Annotated in this window: 18 protein-coding genes; 4 read left to right on the top strand and 14 right to left on the bottom strand. The window is 66.4% G+C overall.

The features are described 5' to 3' along the window. Nucleotides 1–259: 259 nt before the first annotated feature. From RPR59_RS10265 to RPR59_RS10230, 8 genes are read right to left on the bottom strand one after another with little or no spacing between them, the layout of a single operon-like run. Nucleotides 260–616, bottom strand: a complete 357-nt coding sequence (locus RPR59_RS10265; RefSeq protein ID WP_313913691.1) for an L-rhamnose mutarotase — start codon at nucleotides 614–616, stop codon at nucleotides 260–262. Next, nucleotides 613–903, bottom strand: coding sequence for an SDR family NAD(P)-dependent oxidoreductase (locus RPR59_RS10260; RefSeq protein WP_313913689.1), 291 nt, complete (start codon nucleotides 901–903; stop codon nucleotides 613–615). Before RPR59_RS10260 ends, RPR59_RS10265 begins: the two co-directional genes overlap by 4 nt. After that, nucleotides 900–2,105 carry a UxaA family hydrolase gene (locus tag RPR59_RS10255; protein WP_313913688.1) on the bottom strand — a complete coding sequence of 402 codons (1,206 nt, stop codon included), beginning with the start codon at nucleotides 2,103–2,105 and terminating at the stop codon, nucleotides 900–902. The genes RPR59_RS10260 and RPR59_RS10255 overlap by 4 nt, the downstream gene beginning before the upstream one ends. After that, nucleotides 2,102–2,401: a UxaA family hydrolase gene (locus RPR59_RS10250; RefSeq protein WP_313913687.1), complete on the bottom strand. Its 300-nt coding sequence runs from the start codon at nucleotides 2,399–2,401 to the stop codon at nucleotides 2,102–2,104. Before RPR59_RS10250 ends, RPR59_RS10255 begins: the two co-directional genes overlap by 4 nt. Beyond that, on the bottom strand, nucleotides 2,398–3,381 hold the full coding sequence (locus tag RPR59_RS10245; RefSeq protein WP_313913685.1) for an aldo/keto reductase: 984 nt from the start codon (nucleotides 3,379–3,381) through the stop codon (nucleotides 2,398–2,400). The genes RPR59_RS10250 and RPR59_RS10245 overlap by 4 nt, the downstream gene beginning before the upstream one ends. Next, complete coding sequence (gene fucP, locus RPR59_RS10240; protein WP_313913683.1) at nucleotides 3,378–4,646, bottom strand: L-fucose:H+ symporter permease; 1,269 nt, start codon at nucleotides 4,644–4,646, stop codon at nucleotides 3,378–3,380. The genes RPR59_RS10245 and fucP overlap by 4 nt, the downstream gene beginning before the upstream one ends. Then, nucleotides 4,643–6,241: an alpha-L-fucosidase gene (locus RPR59_RS10235; RefSeq protein WP_313918460.1), complete on the bottom strand. Its 1,599-nt coding sequence runs from the start codon at nucleotides 6,239–6,241 to the stop codon at nucleotides 4,643–4,645. Before RPR59_RS10235 ends, fucP begins: the two co-directional genes overlap by 4 nt. A gap of 32 nt (nucleotides 6,242–6,273) precedes the next feature. Further along, nucleotides 6,274–7,092 carry an SGNH/GDSL hydrolase family protein gene (locus tag RPR59_RS10230; RefSeq protein WP_313913681.1) on the bottom strand — a complete coding sequence of 273 codons (819 nt, stop codon included), beginning with the start codon at nucleotides 7,090–7,092 and terminating at the stop codon, nucleotides 6,274–6,276. Between the two features lie 204 nt (nucleotides 7,093–7,296). On the opposite strand from RPR59_RS10230, the gene RPR59_RS10225 reads away from it, so the two are divergent. The 4 genes from RPR59_RS10225 to RPR59_RS10210 are packed head-to-tail and all read left to right on the top strand — an operon-like array spanning nucleotide 7,297 to nucleotide 10,868. Then, nucleotides 7,297–8,409 (top strand): S-(hydroxymethyl)glutathione dehydrogenase/class III alcohol dehydrogenase, encoded by a 1,113-nt coding sequence (locus tag RPR59_RS10225; RefSeq protein ID WP_313913679.1) that lies wholly within the window; start codon nucleotides 7,297–7,299, stop codon nucleotides 8,407–8,409. 16 nt (nucleotides 8,410–8,425) lie between these two features. Further along, nucleotides 8,426–8,809 carry a VOC family protein gene (locus RPR59_RS10220; protein WP_313913677.1) on the top strand — a complete coding sequence of 128 codons (384 nt, stop codon included), beginning with the start codon at nucleotides 8,426–8,428 and terminating at the stop codon, nucleotides 8,807–8,809. After that, the gene (fghA, locus tag RPR59_RS10215; protein ID WP_313913675.1) at nucleotides 8,809–9,645 is read left to right on the top strand and encodes an S-formylglutathione hydrolase; all 837 of its coding nucleotides are present in this window, start codon (nucleotides 8,809–8,811) and stop codon (nucleotides 9,643–9,645) included. The genes RPR59_RS10220 and fghA overlap by 1 nt, the downstream gene beginning before the upstream one ends. Further along, on the top strand, nucleotides 9,642–10,868 hold the full coding sequence (locus RPR59_RS10210; protein WP_313913673.1) for an NAD(P)/FAD-dependent oxidoreductase: 1,227 nt from the start codon (nucleotides 9,642–9,644) through the stop codon (nucleotides 10,866–10,868). The genes fghA and RPR59_RS10210 overlap by 4 nt, the downstream gene beginning before the upstream one ends. 86 nt (nucleotides 10,869–10,954) lie before the next feature. On the opposite strand, the gene RPR59_RS10205 is transcribed toward RPR59_RS10210, so the two are convergent. The 6 genes from RPR59_RS10205 to RPR59_RS10180 form a co-directional block, all read right to left on the bottom strand. Beyond that, nucleotides 10,955–11,173 (bottom strand): hypothetical protein, encoded by a 219-nt coding sequence (locus RPR59_RS10205; RefSeq protein ID WP_313913671.1) that lies wholly within the window; start codon nucleotides 11,171–11,173, stop codon nucleotides 10,955–10,957. A gap of 64 nt (nucleotides 11,174–11,237) precedes the next feature. Then, the gene (locus RPR59_RS10200; RefSeq protein ID WP_313913669.1) at nucleotides 11,238–12,494 is read right to left on the bottom strand and encodes an N-succinylarginine dihydrolase; all 1,257 of its coding nucleotides are present in this window, start codon (nucleotides 12,492–12,494) and stop codon (nucleotides 11,238–11,240) included. After that, the gene (locus RPR59_RS10195; RefSeq protein ID WP_313918458.1) at nucleotides 12,494–13,450 is read right to left on the bottom strand and encodes an arginine N-succinyltransferase; all 957 of its coding nucleotides are present in this window, start codon (nucleotides 13,448–13,450) and stop codon (nucleotides 12,494–12,496) included. The genes RPR59_RS10200 and RPR59_RS10195 overlap by 1 nt, the downstream gene beginning before the upstream one ends. Nucleotides 13,451–13,515: 65 nt before the next feature. Beyond that, the gene (locus RPR59_RS10190; RefSeq protein ID WP_313913667.1) at nucleotides 13,516–14,721 is read right to left on the bottom strand and encodes a hydrolase; all 1,206 of its coding nucleotides are present in this window, start codon (nucleotides 14,719–14,721) and stop codon (nucleotides 13,516–13,518) included. 57 nt (nucleotides 14,722–14,778) lie between these two features. Continuing rightward, nucleotides 14,779–15,684 (bottom strand): DUF481 domain-containing protein, encoded by a 906-nt coding sequence (locus RPR59_RS10185; RefSeq protein ID WP_313913665.1) that lies wholly within the window; start codon nucleotides 15,682–15,684, stop codon nucleotides 14,779–14,781. A gap of 143 nt (nucleotides 15,685–15,827) precedes the next feature. Next, on the bottom strand, nucleotides 15,828–16,325 hold the full coding sequence (locus RPR59_RS10180; protein ID WP_313913663.1) for an RNA pyrophosphohydrolase: 498 nt from the start codon (nucleotides 16,323–16,325) through the stop codon (nucleotides 15,828–15,830). Nucleotides 16,326–16,602: the final 277 nt, after the last annotated feature.

Genomic DNA, 16,602 nt, shown 5'->3' with positions numbered 1-16,602 from the left:
AGCACAAGGAAGGTGGAGGTGCGAGGCTCTTCCTGAGCCGGCGGAAGGGGTCTGGCAGGGCGTTCAAAATTGGTCGAACGTACCTCCAGGATCGCAGCCGGGCGCAACGCCGGCCCGCCATCATCCCCTCCTCGCCCGGATGTCGATCGCGGCATCCGGGCTGTTTTTTCAGGCGAGATCGGGGGGGGCGGCGGTGAGGATGGTGCTGGTGTGAATTGGCGGGCCGGGAACCGGTTTCCCGCACCGGTGATCGCGCCGGCTAGGGCTGTTCGTCCAGGGCGAAGATCCGCTCCGCCGGCACCCACTTCTCGCCATCGCCGGCCCAGGGAAGGCGCTTCTGGAATCGGTCCATCAACCGCTCCCAGGCCTGTATCTCGGGGTCGGCAGCGTCGGCCGCCGCCTTCGCGGCCGGGTCGAATCCAGGGCCCGTTTCCATCACCATGACGAGACGCGGGCCGCAGCGGTAGATTTCCATGGCGACGATATTTGCTGCACGAATGCTGCGCACAACGGCGGCGGGAACCGCGCCCGCCGCGTGCCACGCGGCATAATGCCCGAACGCGTCGGGATCGTCTTTCAGATCGCATAGCAGGACGTGGCGATCCGTTCCGTTCATCGGCTGGCGACGACCACCCGGCGCTGCGCCGCCGCGTCCTGGACGCCGAGTTCCACAACGTTGCCACCCGTCAGGAACACCCGCGGCGACTGTCCCGTGGCATCGTATCGGCGCCGCGCATGTCGCGCCGCATCGGTCCCGCCTCCCAGCTCCGCCAGCCTGTCCGCATCCCTGTCGATCGCGATTACGTGCGCGCCTTCGGTGAAGAAGCGCTCGGCCGATGCCCGGCCGATGCCCTGGCCGGCCGCGGCGATTGGCGCGGCCCTGTCCGAACGCCGTCCGCTCATGCCGCGCTCGCGCGCGCCGGCAGGCAACCGGGGCCGATCGGCTCGAAGCTCTTGTAGGTGAGGATGAACTCCTGGTGGCCCAACGCTTCGGAAACGCTGTGTCCGCCTTCCGCCACGGCGATGGTGCGGTCGTAGATTTCGGTGCCGACCTCTTCGATCGTCGCCTCGCCTTCCAGGATGCGGCCGGCGTTCACGTCCATATCGGCGGCGAGGCGGCGCCCCGTTTCCGGGTTGGCGCAGATCTTGATGACCGGCGAGATAGCCGATCCCACGACCGAGCCCCGCCCGGTGGTGAACAGGATGATGTGCGATCCGCAGGCGATCAGTTCGACGATTTCGGCATTGTCGGCGATGTTGGGAAAGCCGAAGCGCGGTTCGCCGTCCGGCACCACGTCGAGCAGGTAGAGACCGCCCGATGGCGGCACGTCGCCCGGCTTGACGATGCCGGAAATAAGCGAGCTTCCCGATTTGGAATAGGCGCCCATCGACTTTTCTTCCTGCGTCGTCAGGCCGCCTTCGGCATTGCCGGCGGCGAAACTGCCGAAGCCCATGACGGTGTAATAGCGTTCCGCCTTGGCGACCGCGGCTTTGAGTTCGCGGCCCAGTTCGGGCGTCACCGCACGGTCCGCCATGATCGTTTCGCAGCCTACCAGTTCGCCCGTTTCCTCGAACAGGCAGGTGGCGCCTTCGGCCACGAACCGGTCGAAGGCGCGGCCGACGGCGGGGTTGGCGGTGATGCCGCTGGTCCCGTCGGAGCCGCCGCAGATGGTGCCGATGACGAGTTCGTCCACGCCCATTTCGGTTCGCTCGGCGGTGTCGGCTTCGGCGCGCACGCGGCGTACCGCTTCCAGTCCGGCCTCGATCGTCGCGGCGGTGCCGCCGGTTTCCTGGATGACGAGGGTTTCGACCGGCCGGCCACTGTCCTTCACCGTTTGCGCCAGCTTGTTGCGGTTGAAGCTTTCACAGCCCAGCGACACGATCACCATGCCGCCCAGATTGGGATGGGTGGCAATCGCGCGCATCACCTTGTCGGCATAGGCATTGGGATAGCATCCCGGAAAGCCGATCAACTGCACGTCGGGCGCATCGATCCTGTCGACGATGCGCCGCGCGACATGATGGGCGCATTCGACCAGATAGCAGACGGCGACGACGTTGCGGATGCCCTTGCGGCCGTCCTTGCGTTGCCAGGCGGGGATCATGACGGGTTCCTTTGCTCGACGGCATCGCGGGTCGTGCTCGCGATATAGTCGCTCTTCATGTTGTGGAGGTGGACCCAGGCGCCGGGTGCGGCGTGCCGGGTCATCGAACCGATGGATGCACCGTATTTAAGCACCTTTTCGCCGGGTTCCAGTGCCCGGCGCGCGATCTTGTGGCCCACGCCGATTGCCGCGTCGACGGTCAGGGTCGTGCCGCCGACGATCACCGTATCGCCCGGCTTTACCGCAGCGGTGATGACGAGGATATTGTCGTCGGGGTGGAGCAGGATCGCGCTCATGCGGCTGAAATCTCTGAGCAGGCATTGCTCGCGCGGACGGCGTCCCAGAAACGATCGGGAATGGGTTCCTCCTGAAAGGCTATGGTGGCGTCGACCTGATCGCGGCCGACGAGTCCGGGAATGGTGCTGGCGATCGGCGCGGCACGCGCGCAGAATTGCAGAGCCGCCGCGCCCAGGGAAATGCCGTGGCTCTCGCAGAGCGCCTCCAGCGTTCGGACCCGCTCGATCACCCAGCGCGGCGGCGGGGCATAGTCATAATGCGACTGTTCGGCCCGGGCGCTGCCGTCGATCAGGATGCCGCTGTTGAACGGTCCGCCGACGATCAGCCGGGTCCCCGTCACGGCGCAGCGTTCCAGCAGCGGCGCCGCCGTTTCCGGCTCTAGCAGGGTATAGCGTCCGGCCAGCAGGATGACGTCGAGCGGGACCTCGTCGAGCAGCGCCAGACAGATGGCGATCTCGTTGACGCCGACGCCGATCGCGTCCACCGCGCCTTCGTCGCGCAGGCGCGTCATCGCCGCATAGCCGCTGTCGAGGAAAGTGCGCAGATGCCCGTCGCTCGCCGCGCCGTGCGTGAGCGCGCCGAGATCATGGGCGAGCAGCAGGTTCAACCGGTCCCGCTTCAACCGCTCCAGGCTTTCGGCATGGCTGCGCAGGATCGCATCGCCGGTATAATCGAAGTGCGGTCCATAGGGGCGGGCCTGAACGAAGCCGTGCCGCTCGCGCGCTACGCTGTCGGTCGGCTCCAGCACGCGGCCGACCTTGGTCGACACGATGGCCTCTCCCTGCGGATCGCATTCGGCCAGGGCATCGCCCAGCCGGCATTCGGCCAGGCCGAATCCGTAATGCGGCGCCACGTCGAAGAAGCGGATGCCGCGGGCAAGGGCATGGGCGACGGTGTCGACCGCCACCGCATCCTCCACCACGCGGTAGAGATTGCCGATGCCGGCGCATCCCATGCCAAGGGCGGGAAGTTCGATCACGGCGCCCTCCGCGCTTTTACCAGGCCGAACAGGAACACCACGGCGAAGCAGGCGGCAGGCACGAGCATCGCGAAGGCGATCGAACCGCTGGTGTCCGATACGAAGCCCATCAGCGCCGGGAACACCGCGCCGCCGATGATCGCCATGACGAGCAGGGCCGAGGCGGACTTGGTCTTGGCGCCCAGCCCGTGCACCGATTCCGCGAAGATGGTCGGGTACATGATCGACATGAAGAAGCTGCTGGCCACCAGCGCGCCGACGCCCGGCAGCCCATGGACGGCGGTCGCGAACACGCACAGCAAGCATCCGATCGCGGCGAAGCCCTTGAGCAGCGACAGCGCGGGCAGGCGGGCCATCAGCGCAGAGCCGGCGAAGCGGCCGAGCATGAACAGCACCAGCGACAGCGTCAGATAGTTGGCGCCGGTCCGGTCGCTGGTGCCCGCGGCATCCTGCGCATAGCGGATCAGGAAACTCCATACGCCCACCTGCGCGCCGACATAGAAGAACTGCGCCGCCACGCCGAGCAGGAAGGGCGGGTGTCTGAACAGCGCGCCGAAATCGGATGCCGCGCCCACGTCCTCTTCCACGTTGGTGGCGGTGGCGATGGCGGGGAAGGGGGTGATGCGGATCAGGACGGCCCAGGCGACGACGCCGATGCCGATCAGCAGATAGGGCATCTGCACCGCCGCTGCTTCACCGGCACGCCAGGCGGCAAGCGCGCTGTCGGGCATGCGCGCGATCTCGGCGGGGCTGTGGTCGATGCCGGCGAGGATGAACCGGCTGCCGATGACCACGCCGACGATCGAACCCAGCGGGTTGAAGGCCTGGGCGAGGTTCAGCCGCTGCGAGGCGCTGTCCTCCGGCCCCAGCCGCGCGATGAGCGGATTGGCCGAGGTTTCCAGAAAGGCAAGGCCGCTGGCGATGACGAACAATGCGCCGAGGAAGAAGGGATAGCTTTCAGCGCGCGCCGCCGGCCAGAACAGGAAGGCGCCGAGGCCGTAGAGGCACAGCCCCAGGGTGACGGCGGCGCGATAGCCCTGCTTTTGCATGAACAGCGCGGCGGGAATGGCGAGGCAGAAATAACCGAGATAGAAAGCGGATTGGACGAGCCCGGCCTGAAGGTCGGACAGGGTGAACAGCTTCTTGAAATGCGCGATCAGCACGTCGTTGAGGTTGTTGGCCACGCCCCACAGAAAGAACAGCGCCACGATCAGCACGAACGGCGCGAAGCGCCGCCGGGCAATCATCTGCGCTTCGGCACTCATGCCGTCAGCCCCCGGCCCTCGATGCGCAGCACGGGGACGAAGCGGCCATGCTCGTTGGCGGGCAGGGTGACGTGCAGTGCGGTTCCGTTACGGCGGTGGCCTATGACGCCACCGCCGAGCAGCGTAACCCGTTCGATATTGCCGCCCGTGCGGCCGGTGCCGAGCGCCCGGATCGAAACCTCGCCCTCGGGCCAGCCGAGCAGGATCGCATAGAGCGTGTCGCCCTTGGTCGTGAAGCGGATGTCGCGCGGCGTGAAGGCGCCCTGGTCGCTTTCGTTCTGCATGCCCGCTTTCAGCTCGGTCGGGCCTTCGCCATAGATGCGCCACGGCCGGGACGCGAAGATCGCTTCGTCATTGATCGCCATCCACTCCGCCATCGCATCGAGGATCGCTTCCTCGTCGGCATCGATCGACCCGTCGCCGCGCTGCGGGATGGAGAGCAGCAGGTTGCCGTTCTTCGATACCACATCGGCCAGCCGCTGGATCACCTGTTCGGCGGACTTGTAGCCGTGGTCGCGAAAACGCGCGGCATTGTAGAACCAGTCGCCGATACAGGTGCCGGTCTGCCACGGCACCTCGCGCATGGTATTGATGAAACCGCGCTCCACATCATCGACGATGCCCAGGCGCTGCCACGGCTCCAGCTTCTTGATGTTGGCGACGACCTGGATGTCGCCGTGCCAGCGGACGGAGCGGTTGTAGTAGTCCGCGATCGCTTCCATGCCGATATTGCCGAACGGTACGCCGTGATCGTCGAAATAGCACAAATCGGGCCGGTATTTCTCGATCAGATCCATCTGCCGCATCAGCCATTTGCGCACATAGGCCGGATCGCCCGCCGGGCCGTGCTCCATCCACTTGCCGTCATGCGCATCGTGCCATGCATTCATCGCCTCGATGGAATCGATGCCGTCGGGCGCGACCATGTGCGGGCCGGTGTAAAGGTTCTGCGGATCGAGGCCGTTCCACCATTCGTCCGCCCCGTCGGCGGCGGTCAGGCGGTATGCGTCGTACCGCTCGCCGGCCCGCGGGCCGACGGGGTCATAGGCATAGGCCGTCTGGAACCAGTGCCAGGCGTGAGAGCTGTGGTTCGACACGCCGAAGCGCAGGCCCGCCTTGCGCGCCGCCTTTGCCCAGGTGCCGACCACGTCGCGCTTCGGCCCGACGCGGGTCGCGTTCCAGCGGTGATGGGCGCTGTCCCAGCAGTCGAGATTGTCGTGATGGCAGGCAAGCGACACGAAATATTTCGCGCCCGCCTTCTTGTAGCGCGCGATCAGCGCGTCCGGGTCCCATTTGTCGGCGGTCCAGCGGTGCTGGATGTCGATCATCCCCGTATCGGCCGGATGGCCGTAGGTTTTCAGGTGGTGCTCGTACATTGGATGGCCCTGCATGTACATGAAGCGGCCATACCAATCGCCCTGCTCCGGCACGGACTGCGGCCCCCAATGCGCCCACAGCCCGAGCTTCGCGTCGCGGAACCAGTCGGGAAAGCGGTAGGCGTTGACGAACGACGCCCAGTTCGGCTGGACCGGGCCGGTGGCGATGCCCTGGACGCCGCGCGCCGCGGCGGTGCGCGAGGCGCCCAGTGCCGCCATGCCGGCGAGAACGGATCGGCGATCGAAGCCTGTCACTCGCCCAGCGCCTCGTCGATCGCGGCAAGGGTCAGCGGGCGCATGACGGCATAGCCCCTGGCCGTGGGATGGACGCCGTCGCTCGACAGGCCGTCCTTCATCGCGCCGTCCGGGGTCGCCATCGCCGAAAAGTAATCGACATAGGTGAAGCCGTTTTCCGCGGCATAACGTCTTAGCCAGTCGTTCATCGCGCGGATGACGGGCACGGGTCGCTTGTCCTTCGCCCAGGGAAATTCGCCCGCCGGCGGGATCGAGGCGAGGATCACCGCGATACCGTGCGCCTGCGCCAGTTCGGCCATGCTGCGGATATGGCCCTTCAGCGTTTCGATCGTCTCCGCGCCCGTATTGCCCGCGATGTCGTTGGTGCCGGCCATGATGTGAACCGCCTCCGGGTGCAGGTCGATCACGTCCTGGCGGAAACGGACGAGCATCTGCGGCGTGGTCTGGCCGCTGATGCCGCGGTCGATACGGCCCTCCTCGAACAGGTGCGGGGCGAGGTTGATCCAGTTGTCGGTGATCGAATCGCCCATGAAGACGACGCGCACCGGCTTGCCCGAGCGCGCCAGTTCGGCATTGGCGTCGCGGTAGCGGCAGAGCTGGCCGAAGTCGCGCGTCAGCATGTGGAGGTTCCACATCTGCCAGCCCTGGCCGTCCTTCGGCGGTTCATGCTCCGGGCAGGGATTGGCGACGATGCCGGAAGGGTCGCCGGCATACGGATCGCCGGGAACCTTGGTCTGGGCCGCGGCCGGCGTCGCTGCAAGCGCGGCGGTGGCAAGGGCCAGGCCCGACCGGATGATGTGGTGTCGAAAAGCCATTCCCGCTCTCCTCTCGGTTCCCGCCGCCCGGCGGGTTGTTTGGTGCATTTGAAACACGGGTTTGAATATGAAACAACCGCAATTCGCAAATTCGGCGCATACATTGTGAGCGATACCAGCTCCGCGATGCAAACGGCTTTCGCTTGACGCGAGGCGGGCCGCTCTCCAGTTCCATGTGCGACAGCAGCAATATGGAGAGCCGTGATGAAGACCCGTGCCGCCGTGGCGTTCGCGCCCAAGCAGCCGCTGGAAATCGTCGAGCTCGATCTTGAAGGGCCCAAGGCCGGCGAGGTGCTGGTCGAGGTGATGGCGACCGGTATCTGCCACACCGATGCCTACACGCTCGACGGACTCGACTCGGAAGGACTGTTCCCCAGCATCCTCGGCCATGAAGGCGCCGGCATCGTGCGCGAGGTCGGGCCGGGCGTGACCTCGGTGAAGGAGGGCGACCACGTCATCCCGCTCTATACGCCCGAATGCCGCCAGTGTAAGTCGTGCCTCAGCCAGAAGACCAACCTCTGCACCGCGATCCGTTCGACGCAGGGCAGGGGGGTGATGCCCGACGGCACCAGCCGGTTCAGCTATAAGGGGCAGACGATCCATCATTATATGGGCTGCTCGACCTTCTCCAACTTCACCGTCATGCCCGAGATCGCGGTGGCGAAGATCCGCGACGACGCCCCGTTCGAGACGAGCTGCTATATCGGTTGCGGCGTGACGACCGGTGTCGGCGCGGTCGTGAACACCGCCAAGGTGGAGCCGGGCAGCAACGTCGTCGTGTTCGGGCTCGGCGGCATCGGCCTGAATGTCATCCAGGGTGCGAAGATGGTCGGCGCGAACCGCATCATCGGCGTCGACCTGAACCCCGAGCGCGAGGAATGGGGCCGCAAGTTCGGCATGACGGACTTTCTCGACACCACGGGCATGAGCCGCGACCAGATCATCGCCAAGGTGCTGGAACTGACCGATGGCGGCGCCGATTATACCTTCGACGCGACCGGCAATGTCGAGGTGATGCGCACCGCGCTGGAATGCGCACATCGCGGCTGGGGCGAATCGATCATCATCGGCGTGGCCGAGGCGGGCAAGGAAATCGCCACGCGACCGTTCCAGCTCGTCACCGGGCGGGTGTGGAAGGGCACGGCCTTCGGCGGCGCGCGCGGGCGGACCGACGTGCCGAAGATCGTCGACTGGTACATGGACGGCAAGATCGCGATTGATCCGATGATCACGCACACGTTCAAGCTGGAAGACATCAACAAGGCGTTCGACCTGATGCACGCGGGCGAAAGCATCCGCAGTGTGGTGGTGTATTGATCCGGGGAGAGACAGGATGTTCCGGCATGTCGTGGTCGGCGCGGACGACCTGGACGCCGCGAAGGCTTTCTATGACGCCGCGCTCGGAGCGCTGGATGTCGCTCCGGGAACAATCGATCCGAAGGGGCGGCTGGTCTACACCAGGGACGGCATGCGCTTCCTGGTAACGCGGCCGATCGACGGCAATCCGGCGAACGCGGCCAATGGCGGCACCATCGGCTTCGCGGCGGAATCGGCCGAGGCGGTGGATGCCTGGCATGCCGCCGGGCTCGCTTATGGCGGCGTCGCGATCGAAGACCCGCCGGGCGAGCGTCGCCCGCCGGATGGCAGGATCGTCTATCTCGCCTATCTGCGCGATCCCGCCGGCAACAAGCTTTGCGCGACGTACAGGATCAAATGATGCAGACGCTATCCACCAACAAGGCGCATGGCGGCGTGCAGGGCGTTTACGGACACGCATCCATGGCGACCGGGACCGAGATGACCTTTTCGGTCTATGTTCCGCCGCACGAGGATGGGCGAAAACTTCCCGTGCTCTGGTATCTGTCGGGCCTGACCTGCAGCCATGCCAACGTCACCGAAAAAGGCGAATATCGCGCCGCCTGTGCCGAGCACGGCGTCATATTCGTCGCGCCCGATACCAGTCCGCGCGGTGACGCCGTGCCCGACGAGGACAGCTACGACTTCGGCAAGGGCGCAGGCTTCTATGTCGACGCGACAGAGGCGCCGTGGTCGGCGAATTACCGTATGCGCAGCTATGTCGAGGACGAGCTGCCGGCGCTGATCGCGGCGGAGTTTCCGATGGCCGACATGGCGCGCCAGTCGATCACCGGCCATTCGATGGGCGGGCACGGCGCGCTGACGACAGGCTTGCGCAATCCGGACCGGTTCCGCAGCATTTCCGCGTTCGCGCCGGTGGTGTCGCCGATCAACTGTCCCTGGGGGCACAAGGCGCTCGGCCGCTATATCGGCGAGGATAGGGCTGACTGGCGCCGCTATGACGCCTGCGCGCTGATCGCCGACGGCGCGCGGGTGGCCGAACTGCTGGTCGACCAGGGCGATGCCGACAATTTCCTCGAAGAGCAGCTCAGGCCGCAGCTCCTGCGCGATGCCTGCGAGGCGGCGGGAATCGACCTGACGCTGCGCATGCAGCCGGGCTACGACCACAGCTATTACTTCATCTCGTCCTTCCTGGGCGAACATGTCGCCTGGCACGCGGCGCGGCTGAAGGCGTGAGCGACCCCGACGTCCTGATCGTCGGAACGGGCCATGGCGGCGCGCAGGCGGCGATCGCGCTTCGCCAGAACGGGTTTGCGGGTTCGATCACGATGATCGGGGCGGAGGAGGAGCTGCCCTACGAACGGCCGCCGCTGTCGAAGGAATATCTCGCCGGTGAAAAGCCGTTCGAGCGGTTGCTGATCCGTCCGGAAAAGTTCTGGGCGGAGCGCGGCATTTCGTTCCGGCTTGGCGATCGCGTGACGGCGGTCGACGCGGACGCGCACCGGGTGACGACCGACCAGGCGGCGGTGCTCGGCTACGGCACGCTGATCTGGGCGGCGGGCGGTGAGCCGCGGCGCCTGCCGTGCACCGGCGGCGATCTTGCCGGTGTCCATAGCGTACGTTCGCGCGCCGATGTCGATGCGATGATGGGCGAACTCGGCGACACGGCACGCATCGTCGTGATCGGCGGCGGCTATATCGGGCTGGAGGCGGCGGCCGTCCTGACCGGGCTCGGCAAGCAGGTGGCGCTGGTCGAGGCACAGGACCGGGTGCTGGCGCGCGTCGCGGGCGAGGAACTGTCGCGCTTTTTCGAGGCCGAGCACCGCGGGCGCGGTGTCGATGTCCGGCTTTCGACGCAGGTCGACTGCATCCTGGGCGATGGCGGCCGCGTGCGCGCCGTGCGCCTGCATGACGGGAGCGAACTGCCCTGCGGGATGGTGATTGTCGGCATCGGCATCACGCCATCGGTTGCGCCGCTTGTCGACGCCGGCGCGCAAGGCGGCAACGGCGTGCTGGTCGACGCCCGGTGCCGTACCTCGCTTCCTGACATCTTCGCGATCGGCGACTGTGCCTATCACCGCAACGCCTTCGCCGACGACGCACTGGTGCGGCTGGAATCGGTGCAGAATGCCCACGATCAGGCGGCGGTGGTGGCGAAGGCGCTGTGCGGAACAGAGGCCGCCTATGCGGCGGTGCCGTGGTTCTGGTCGAACCAGTACGACCTCAAGCTGCAGACCGTCGGGCTGTCGCTGGAGCACGATGCCACGGTACTGCGCGGGGACCCGGATTCGCGGAAATTCTCGGTGGTGTATTTGAAGCGGGGGCGGGTGATCGCGCTCGACTGCGTCAACACCGTCAAGGATTATGTGCAGGGCCGCAAGCTGGTCGAAGCGCGCGCGATGCCGGACACGGCAAAGCTCGCCGATACGGATGTTCTATTGAAGGACCTGCTGCCCTGATCGTCATGCTGAACTTGCTTCAGCATCCAGAGTTGCAAGCGCTGCGGGTTTTGAATCCTGACGTGCGTCAGGATGACGTCGGGAGGTCACCCCCCATAGCCGCGCTCCACCGAATCCAGCAGCCTGCCGCCGGCCATGAACACCGCGATCGGACACACGGCGAACAGCATGTAGCCGCCATAGCCGGGGAACTGCTGGAGGTAGTGAAAGCCCCGCTCCACCGCGCCGGTGCCGAGGCCGTAGATGACGAGGAAGGCCTCGAACTTGGTTTTGATGGTGAAGAGCCGCTTAACCCTGGTCCACATGCTAAAAGTTAAGCAAGCCCCGTACCAATGGCGAAAATCCGTCGTCGCGGATTATCAGACGCGGTTAATTGTCAAGTAAGCCGACACAATCGGTAGCCTCGATCAGCGCGCGCTGGGCGCGTTCGATCTGCCCGATCAGTGCGGGGTCGGCGATCGCCTCGGGCGCGATGCGCTCGGGCCAATGCGCCTCGATTACCGCGGCCAGCCGGTCGAGCGTTGCATCATCGGCCAGAAAGCGCGGGTCGATCGTGGCGGGATCGGCGACGACGCGCAGGCGCAGGCAGGCGGGGCCGCCGCCATTGGCCATCGACTGGCGGACATCGACCACTTCGAGATGGCGGATCGGGCCGTTGCCGGCGATGAGGTCCTGCAGCCAGTTCCAGACGCTTTCCGTCTCGCGCGCCTCGGCGGGCAGGACGAGCGCCATCCCGCCCTGCGGCATCGTGACGAGCTGCGCGTTAAACAGATAAGAGGCAACGGCGTCTTCGAGGCTGACGCGTGCGGCGGGCACCTCGATGATCTCGACACCCGGCATCTTGTCCCGCAACTCGGTGTGGAAGCCGTCACGGTCCTGATAGGCCAGTTCGTGCGCGAACAGCACCCGTTCGTTGGCGACCGCGACCACGTCGTTGTGGAACGCACCGGCGGCAATCGCCGCTTCGGACTGCTGGACGAAGATCGTCTGCGCCGGATCGAGCCGGTGCATCCGCGCGATCGCCTCGCTGGCGTCGCGGTGCTGGCGGGCGGGGAAGGGGCCGCCGGTCAGGCCATAGACGAACACCTCCACCCCCGACCTGTCATGGCCGGCCGTCAGCCGCATATGGTTGGCCGCGCCCTCGTCGCCGAAGGGCGGCGTGACGGGGCCGTGGACCGTGAACGCAGGGTCGGCGAAGGCCGCCTGCAACTGCGCGAGCGTGAAGCGCCATTCATGGCTGCGGTGCGGCATGGTGACGAGGTTGGCGACGGTAAGATGGCATTTGCCGTCGAGTGTGTCGGGCGCGGGCGAGACGGTCGCCGCATTCGCCGCCCACATCGACGATGCCGAAAGCGCCTGCGCCTGGAGGTACGGCGGCGCCTCGGCATAGCTGGTCGCGAGGCATTCCAGCCAGCGATGATCGGGGCGCGGCTGCGGCAGCAAGAAGCCCTGTGTCAGCCCGAGCGCGAGATTGGCGCGCATCTTGGCGATGCCCTCCAGCGCGGCGGCGCGCGGGGCGGAGGCGGTGCCGCGATTGCGCGTCGCGGCGAGGTTGCCGGGGCTGAGGCCGGCATAATTGTGGCTTGGCCCGACGATGCCGTCGAAATTGATCTCGGTGACGGCCATCAGCGTGCCACCCAGGCGATGTCGGCGCCTTCCGCCACGTCGAGTGTGCTCGCCGCCGCCGGGTCGAGCGTCACGCCGTCCCCGTCGGCCGTCACGCAGCCATAGGCGCAGCGGAAATCGGCGAGCCGGCCGGTCGAAACCAGCGTCTGCTCCCCGCCCTCCGCGATGCGCGCCACCTGCGCATCGCGTGCGTGCTGGATCGTCTTCACCTGATCGGTGCGCGCGATCATCGTCGGCCCGCCGTCGAAGATGTCTACATAGTTTTCGTATGCGAAGCCTTCTTTCTCCAGCATCCGCATCGCCGCTCGGCCGGAGGGGTGGGGCAGACCGATCACCTGCCGCGCGGACTCGGGCAGCATCGCCACATAAACCGGGTGCTTGGGCATCAGGTCGGCGATGAACTGGTTGCCGTGGATGGCGTTGAACTCGTCGGCTTCCTGAAAGCTCATGCCGAAGAACCGCCCGGCGACGCCGTCCCAGAAGGGCGATCCGCCGCTTTCGTCGATGATGCCGCGAAGCTCGGCCAGCACTCGCTCGGCAAAGCGCGCCCGGTGCGCGCGGATGAAGAGGTAGCGGCTGCGCGCGAGCAGCATGCCCAGTCCGCCGGCGCGCTCGTTCGGGTGGAGGAACAGCCCGCCGACCTCCGAACAGCCCTCCAGGTCGTTGGTCAGGTTGAGGAGTTCCGCGCGGAAGGTGCGGTTCAGCGCCTCGCTGTGCTTGGTCAGCGTGCCGATGCGGTAGCTGTAGAAGGGCCAGTGCTGGCCGACCTGGGTGAAGATCTGGCAGGTGCCGCGCACTTCGCCGGTCACGACATTTTCGAGCACCAGCACGAACAGGTCGTCGCCCAGTATATCCTCGGCGCGCTCGAATGCTGCATTGCTGCGCGCGAGCTTGCCGCGCAGCGCGTCGCGGTCGGGCGGCAGGTTGGTGAAGCCGCCGCCGGTGAGCTTCGCCATCTCGTACAGATGCTGGAGATCGCCGTCCTGTGCGGCGCGGATGCGGAAGGGGTGCGCTGCTTCCTTCACGGGCGGCCCCGCTCGGCGATGCGCAGGATGGTCAGCGCCGACAAACGCGCGCGTTCTTGCAGGCTTTCGGGGATCATGAACTCTTCGCTCGAATGGATGGAACCGCCGCGCGCGCCCATGGTGTCGACCACGGGAACGCCGCATGCGGCGATGTTGTTGCCGTCGCACACGCCGCCGGTGTCGCGCCACGAAACGGGGATGTCGAGATCGGCGCCGCTTTGCCTGACCAGCGCGAACAGCCGTTCGGCAGCATCGTCGATCGGCTTTGGCGGGCGGTTGAAGCTGCCATGCACCTCGATACGGACATCATGCTCCTTCGCGACGGCGGCGACGGTGGCGTCGATATGCGCCTGTGCACGGTTGATTTCCTCCTGCGCTTTGGGGCGGAAATTGACGCGCAGCACGGCGAGTTCGGGCACGACATTGTTCGGCCCGCCGCCGTCGATCTTCGCCGGATTGACCGAAAGGGTCGGCGCCTTTGCCGTCATCAGGCGCAGCGCGATGTCGGCGGCGGCGACGATGGCGTTGCGTCCGTCATCGGGGTTGCGGCCGGCATGTGCGCTTTTGCCGTGGACGACGATGGAGAAATTGCCCGTTCCGCCCCGCGCGCCGGCGAGCGTGCCGTCGGCCAGCGCGGGTTCATAGGTGAGGGCGGCCACCTTGCCGCGCGCGGCGCGTTCGAGCAGCGCGCGCGAGGAGAAGCTGCCGGTTTCCTCGTCCGAATTGATGACGATCTCATAGCCGATCCGCTCGGCGAGCGGCGTCGCCTCCACCCCCTTCAGCGCGGCGAGCAGCAGTGCCAGACCGCCCTTCATATCGGCGGCGCCGGGGCCGTTGAGGCTGCCGTCTTCCAGCCATGTCGCCGTCTGGAACGGGTGATCGACCGGATAGACCGTGTCCATATGGCCGGTGAACAGCATCTGCACCGGCGCCTCCGGCCGGACCGTCAGGTGAAGGTGCTTGCCATGGTCGAGCGCGACCGTCTCTCCGGCCGGCGTCACCGCTTCATGCGGTTCGGGCGCGACCAGTTCGAGCGTGCCGGGCAGCGCGCCGAAGGCATCGCCGAGCAGGCCGGCCATCGTCGTGAGGCCGTCGAGATTCGCCGTGCCGCTGTTCACCGCGACCCAGCGTTCGACATCGGCCAGGATGCGTTCGCCCGCGATCACCTCCATCGCGGTGCGCTCGTGATTGGATAGCGTCATGGACGCACGGTGTAGTGCGAACCGCGTGGCGGGTGAAGGGCCATCGGCCCGACCGCTTCAGAAGTCGTAGACGATCGAGGCGCGGCTGGTGGTGTCGGTTGTCTCCCGCCCCTCCGGCGGCATGCTTTCATACTGGACCTGATAGGAAAGCTGGCCCGAAACCGGCCCGAACAGTTTCGCACTCAGCGATGTCTTGGCCGTCCCCGTGCTGTTGGCGGCCTGGATATAGGCCGACGCGTCCTGCCGCAGCGTCACGGACGAGGACAGTTTCCACTTGAACGCCATCGATCCGCGGCCGGCGACGTTCGATTCGATCGTATCGTCGGTGAAGTTGGTATAGCGGTAGGCCGGCCCGAGTTCGAGGTCGAGCGTCATGTCCGGATCCTTGATGACGCTGTAGCCCGCGCCGCTCGAGAACGAATAACGGTCGTAATAGCCCAGGAACCGGTCGCTTTCATATTGCAGCGCGCCGTACACATAGGCCCGGTCGTTGATCTTGTAGTTCGGTTCGTAGGCGGCGAGATAATGTTCGCGCGTCTCCACGCCCGAACTCTTCTGGTAATCCGCCTGCAAATGCACCTTGTGGCGCCAGTGGAACCCCTCGCGCTTCAGGTCCACGGTCGCGGTCACGCCGATCTGGTTGGTATTGCCCGTCGTCAGGAAGCCACCGACCTCGGCGCGGCCCTTCACCAGATCGAAAAAGTCCGATTCGCGAAGCCGCCGTGTCGCCGCCTCCCGGCGCGCGCGCGTCCAGTCCGAAGCGATTTCCGCGATTTCCCTTGAAACGTCGGGGGCCGCCTTGCGCGCATATTTGACGATCGTCGCGACCTCGCCCTCATTGCCCGACTTCATCGCCTCGCGCAGCATCGCCGCGATCGTCGGCGGAACGTCGTCGGGTATCTCCTGCGGATCGGTATTGCCGATCAGCAGAAGGGAAGCGGGGAGGAGAAGCAGACTGCGCACGGCCGCGCTTTTATGGTGCGATGCGGCGCGGGGGCAAGGCTTTTCGCCGCGCCTACGCGTCATCTCGGGTATTTCCCGGTCAGGTTGGATTACCCTTTCGCGCCCCTTCGCAGGAACACGACTCCATCGTGCCGGGAAATGCCCTAACCTGTGGGAAGACGCGACAGCGGATCCGCGAATATCTCGAAGATGCGCTCGTACAGCGCCTTCTTGAAGCCGACGATCGCATGCGGCACCTCCTGCGGCTCGGCCCAGCGCCAGGCTCGGAATTCGGGATGGGGCGTACGGATGTCGATGTCGTGGTCCTCGCCGAGAAAGCGATAAAGGAACCAGCGCTGGCGCTGTCCGCGATAGCGCCCGCCCCAGATCTTGCCGATCAGGTCGTCGGGAAGGTCGTAGTAAAGCTCTTCCTCGGCGGTCGCGACCAACGCCACCTTGTCGGGCGTGACGCCGGTTTCCTCCATCAGCTCGCGCAGCGCCGCCGCTTCCGGCGCTTCCCCCTTGTCGATCCCGCCCTGCGGCATCTGCCAGGCCTCCAGCGTGGAATCGAGCCGCTGTCCGACGAAGACCTTGCCCTCGCGGTTGACGAGCACGATGCCGGCGCACGGGCGGTAGGGAAGGTGGGCATTATGGTCGTTCATCGGTTGCATCGTCCGGTTGGATTGGTCACTCGGCGGCCTGCGCCATCACGCGGTCGCCTTCGGCCCCGGCAATGATCTCGCGCAGCACGCAAAGCGCGCCCGCGACGCAGTTGGAAAATCGCCGCACGGGTCCCTAGTTAGGAAACATGGTCGCGGTCGTCCATCATCCCGGTTGCGTTGCGCCCGCGCCGCACGGTTCGCGCTCGCTGCCGACGGCGCGGCGCGGGCGGTTCATTGCGCAGGCCGCGGTCGATCGCCATATGCCCTCGGCAAGTGC

Source organism: Stakelama saccharophila (assembly GCF_032229225.1).
In the GTDB taxonomy this organism is placed as follows: Bacteria; Pseudomonadota; Alphaproteobacteria; order Sphingomonadales; family Sphingomonadaceae; genus Sphingomonas; species Sphingomonas saccharophila.
This window is presented reverse-complemented; position numbering and strand designations above follow the sequence as displayed.